General features: G+C 35.9%; 4 protein-coding genes. All 4 read left to right on the plus strand.

Going from position 1 to position 5,247, the window contains the following annotated elements; all coding sequences use genetic code 11:
- The coding region (locus AC1DTM_RS17800; protein ID WP_477000580.1) for a DUF441 family protein at nt 1-133 on the plus strand (133 nt) is incomplete at its 5' end.
- A gap of 14 nt (nt 134-147) precedes the next feature.
- Nucleotides 148-1,212, plus strand: a complete 1,065-nt coding sequence (locus AC1DTM_RS17805; protein ID WP_016105259.1) for an alpha/beta hydrolase — start codon at nt 148-150, stop codon at nt 1,210-1,212.
- The gene (locus AC1DTM_RS17810) at nt 1,209-2,609 is read left to right on the plus strand and encodes a homocitrate synthase/isopropylmalate synthase family protein (RefSeq protein WP_088099183.1); all 1,401 of its coding nucleotides are present in this window, start codon (nt 1,209-1,211) and stop codon (nt 2,607-2,609) included. Before AC1DTM_RS17805 ends, AC1DTM_RS17810 begins: the two co-directional genes overlap by 4 nt.
- Before the next feature lie 438 nt (nt 2,610-3,047).
- A partial coding sequence (locus AC1DTM_RS17815; protein WP_477000579.1) for a helix-turn-helix domain-containing protein occupies nt 3,048-5,247 on the plus strand: 2,200 nt, incomplete at its 3' end.

Below are 5,247 nucleotides of genomic sequence, written 5' to 3' on the forward strand. Positions count from 1 at the left end.
AGTTCTACCTATGAATCCTACGATATTGTTAGGTGTCTTAATAGGTACTCTTATTGCTGTATTATTTACAAAAGGGTTACCAGCCGGATTAATTATTGCGGCAGGGATAATAGCTATTATTTCTATGAAATGAAAGGAATATTCTAAATGAAGATAAAATGGAAACATATGAGTTTAGTAGGGATTTTTGTGATAATACTTATGTCTAGTTGTTCTAATATCAAAGAAACTTCTCAAAATGATCAAACTTCTAAAGTGGTAAAACAAGAATTAGAAATTCAGCAAGGTGAAGAAAAATTATTTTTACTTCATAAAAACTTAAATAATAAAAAACAGTATACATCTGATGAAATTATCTTATTTTTAGAACCATTTAGTGTACCTACAGCTCAAGCATTTGATGTACCAAAATTTTCGTGGATGGATGAGTATGCCCAAAAAGGATATGATACTTGGGCTATGGATTTCAGAGGGTTTGGTCGTTCTTCTCGCCCTAAAGAAATGTCAGATTCCCCTGTCCAAAACCGTCCGGTTATTCATTTGAATGATGCAACTAAGGATCTAGAAACAATTGTAAATTGGATTAAAAAGAAGAGAAACGTAAAAAAAATTCATATTGTTGGATGGTCATATGGAGGCGTTGTGGCCGGAAATTATGCGATATCCCATCCACAAGATATTAATAAACTGATGTTATACGGATATATGCATGGATTCACGCTTCCTATGATGACAAAACCTCTTGAAAATCCATTACAAGCTAATCAATTTAATCCTGAAGCATCAGCCTATCAAATGGTGGACTTTGATAAAGGAATGCATCATTGGCATATGATGATGGGAAATAAAAAAATTGTTACAAACGAAGCAATGGATGCCGTAAAACAAGTTTTTATTGATTCAGATCCTATGAGTAAGAAAAATAATCAAACGATTCGTCGACCAGTTGGTCCACTTGAAGATTTATTTTATATTTGGAAAAATCAGCCTCTATATGATGTATCTAAAATTACTGCCCCAGTACTTGTTATTTATGGTGAAGATGACATATTTGCAGACCGAAATATGATGTCAAAATTAACAGGTACAAACCAAAAGAAAGAAGTAGTAATCCCCGATGCAACACACTGGGCTGTTTATGAAAAGAATCGTAATACCCTATTCGAACAAACATTAAACTTTATAGAGGCGAAAGAAGGCAAACAGGAATGAAAAAGGTTTTAACAATATTAGATGCTACCTTACGTGAAGGAGAACAACAATGTGGTATTCGTTTCTCCAAGGAAGACAAAATTAAACTACTTCACATGTTAGAGGATTTTGGAGTAAGTTTTATTGAAGTTGGACACCCTGGCATCTCTGAAGAAGAAGAAGAGATTTGCCAAGAAGTTGCAGCATCTGCAAAGCACGCCGAAATACTTATGCATGCTCGAGCGAAAAAAGAAGAAGTTCATGCGGCTTTTCGTGCTGGTGCCGATTGGATAGGAATCTGGGCGTCTATTAATCCTATTTCTTTACAAACAAAGTATACCAATCGATCAAAAGATTATGTTATTAATCAGGTGAAACAAGCTATTGAAGAAGCAAAATCTTTAGGAATGAAAATCCGTTTTACTATTGAAGATGCTTCACGAACTGAATGGGAAGATATCGCCTACATTGGACAAGTTGCACATATAGCTGGAGCAGATCGAATTAGTTTAGCAGACACTGTAGGAATTTGGGAGCCAGCTCAGTGTGCGACAATCGTGAAGAAATCCGTTGAGACATTCCCTTGTGAGATTGAAGTTCATCTTCATAATGATTTAGGATTAGCCATGGCAAATGCTCTTGCGGCAATTGATTCAGGAGCATCTGTTATTGATACCACGTTGTGCGGAATAGGTGAACGTGCCGGGATTGTGGACCTGCTAAATTTATCCGTTTTATTATCTCAAAAGCGTAATCATCCGTACTTTAAACTACAGATGATCCCTGAATTAACTCAATCTCTTCAATTAGCTACTGGTTGTAAAGTAGATCATTGGAGACCAATTATTGGAAATAATGTATTTACCCATACCGCATCCTATCATATGAAAGCTGTTCAGCAGAATTACTCAGCATACGAGAGTATTCAACCTGAAATGATAGGAAGAGTAAGGAACATACAACAAAAACGCATAGAGAGAAAAGGGTCTAGGCTTTCAAAGTCTTTGCGAGTTAGTAAACCATTTGTAAAGGGAGCATCTGAGCTTTTATATCATCGAGATGGTCCAGGAGAACGTTGGGTACAGATGGATTATAGAACTGATGAACGAGCATCATTTTATGTGATACAGCGTGTATTTTACGATGCACATATAGAGGATAACTTAGAAGGACATGTAGATGTTCATGCACATCATTGTGATAGTGCTTTTATTTTCTGGGGGAACAAAATAGATGGTATAGGCCTTATATGTGAAGTGGAAATTGAAGGAGAATCTCAAATCATTGAGAGCCCTGCATCCGTTTTTATTCCAGCCGGTTTAGAACATAGATACAAGTACCTTTCGGGTACAGGAACCTATACGAATATCGTACTGGCACCTAATTATAATTCTAGTTTACTAGAGAAAAATTCATGAAAAATGCGTGTGTATTGATTGAAGATAGCAACAGTTAGTTCGTGCGTATATAARTTAAAAAACACAGAACGTAAGTTCTGTGTTTTTTCTATAATATGAAAAAAATAAACCATGAATTATTTGGTGAACTTATCTATGATGGGTACTGGACGGGAAAACAAAAAATAACTATTTTTGGTCATGACAGAGATGTAAATGCAAGTATCAACTTACTAAAATTAGCTATGTAATTGGTATTTTCCTTAGGGGTAGGTATTATCTTTATGGCTTCGTAAAAAGTATCTAATTCCCAAGAAGCACCCACTTCAAACAACCCGAAAGGGTGTTAAGTGGTGTGTAGTTGGTAGTTCATATAAAAGAATCTTGATATATTTCCTTTCCTAATATGTATCTCTTCTTTTACAATAGATAGAAAAGGTGAAATGGAGGAGATGGTTCGTGGCTGACAACAAAAGAGAGAAGCTAATGAAAAAAGTAGAATATCATTTACGTAACACATCACGTCAGCTTATTAAGATTGATACTGAAGAAGAAGCATTTCAGTATTTAACCGATTCCTTTTGCGCTGAACTATATTGTGACTTTGTAGCTGTAATTTTAAATGAAGGAGGGCAGTTTTTACCAAGAGCATGGAGCGGGAATTTAACTTCCTTAGCTTCAGCCTTTCCTCTTCATTCTGATGAATGTTCTTCGAAACTTCAATATCAAAGCATAACGGATCAAACGGCAGATTCTCCAGGGGAGTGCGTCCTGGCGGAAACATTGAAACATGCTGGTGTGAAGACTTGGTTTACCGTCCCACTAAAAGATGACATACAGCATTTTGGTTTTTGTATCGTTGCCTTTTTAAGTCATGTTCCTCTTTTAGATATGGAAATATCATTTGAGGAGTTTGGAAAAGACTTAGCAGTGGCTATAGCAGTGGCTAGACAAAAGGAAGCGCAGTTTAAAAAAATCGAAGGATTTGGATGGATTAGTAAGAATCTTTCGCTAGATGTACCGTTAGAACAGCATATATTTGAGTTAACTTCTAAAGCTGGAATTGGAACAGATGCGAATTTTGCATGTATTTACCTTTATAACGAGGAGGAAAACTGTTTTGTTTTTCAGCCGCCTTCATATGGGGAAATGGAGTGTCCACAGAAAATCATGGTTGAGGAAAAATATGTACTCAAAGAGCACTTTCCATTTTTTGAGACCATTGGTGGTGAACAGGTTACGGTTCCGTTGGTTATTGACATGAAACCAATTGGAGTTCTACATGTTGAAAATAAACGTGAAGGAGTCTTTTCGAAGGACGATTTAAAAGCATTGGAAATGCTTGCTAATCATTTGGCCACTATACTTGATAATGCAAGGCTATATAATGGAGAGAAAGAACATAAGCAACGCCTTCATCTTCTCTTAGATTACCAACAAGCTTTGTTAAAAGAAACGGTCGAGGATAATAACTTTGAAGGAATTACAACAATGCTTGGCAGTCTGTTTCAGGACTCTGTTATTATTTTTGATAGCTTTATGCAGCCTGTTTCATTTAATACTGAGAAAACAGAGAACGGTAACCAGCTAACAGAACAACTAGCTGAATTGGCAAGAGAAGAACGAAGAAAGCAACGAATCACTGATACTTTTCATGTTAATGATCCAAAACATATTGGTTATTGTTTTTCATTTTGGTTAATCAATGGGGGCGGTAATTTACTAGGTTATTTAGCGGTGCGAAGACCTAGCGGGAGAATGGATGAATTTGATCAATTGACAGTTGATTTAGCTCGTAATATTTGCTCAATTCAGTTTATTAAACAAAAGCTCGTTCTAGACACGAAAGAGCAGATGAAAGACAGTTTTATTAGTAAATTGCTCACTGAAAAAATAGAAGATCGAGATAGTATTTTGCAATATGCAAACTTGTATCAATGGGATCTTTTCAAAAACCATCGAATAGCTGTATTGTCGATTTCTCTTGAGGAGAAAGAATTAAGAAAAGGGAACATCCTCGAACAGCAAGCGAAAAAATCACTTATATGGGATTTGATTAAGTCGCGTCTCCCGGAACTAGGAACTGGCATTTTAGCTGCCTCCCATATTGAGGAGCAACTCTTAATTGTGCCCATTGAAAAGCAGAAAAACAGCTCGAAAAAATTTTGGGAATCATTATATCATAGCATCCAAAAATGGATAGGTTCATCACCTATTTCCTGTAGTGTATTGATAGGGATTGGTGGGGGTACGCAGCAACTAGAAGACTATTTTATTAGTTATCAGCAGGCAATACAAGCTCTAAATATTTTAGACAGTCGCTTTCGCAAACAGGGGTTTGCCCTATTTGAAGATCTAGGATCGTATGCCATTTTACATCATTTAAATCATTCTTCAGCCGTAGACCTATTTATTAATAGACAAATTGGTCCACTACTTAAATATTCAGAAGGAAAGAATATAGACTTATATAATACATTACATGTTTTTTTGCAAAATAATGGAAATGTAAAAAGCGCTGCAGAAGAACTCTATATTCATAGGAGTTCACTTTTGTACAGGCTTGAAAAAATAGAGTCGCTCATTTCAGCTGATTTAAATCATGCCGAAGTAAGATTCAATTTAATGATGGCACTAAAGCTTTATGATATGTATGGAG

It is taken from the genome of Bacillus sp. P4_D3, assembly GCF_056401855.1.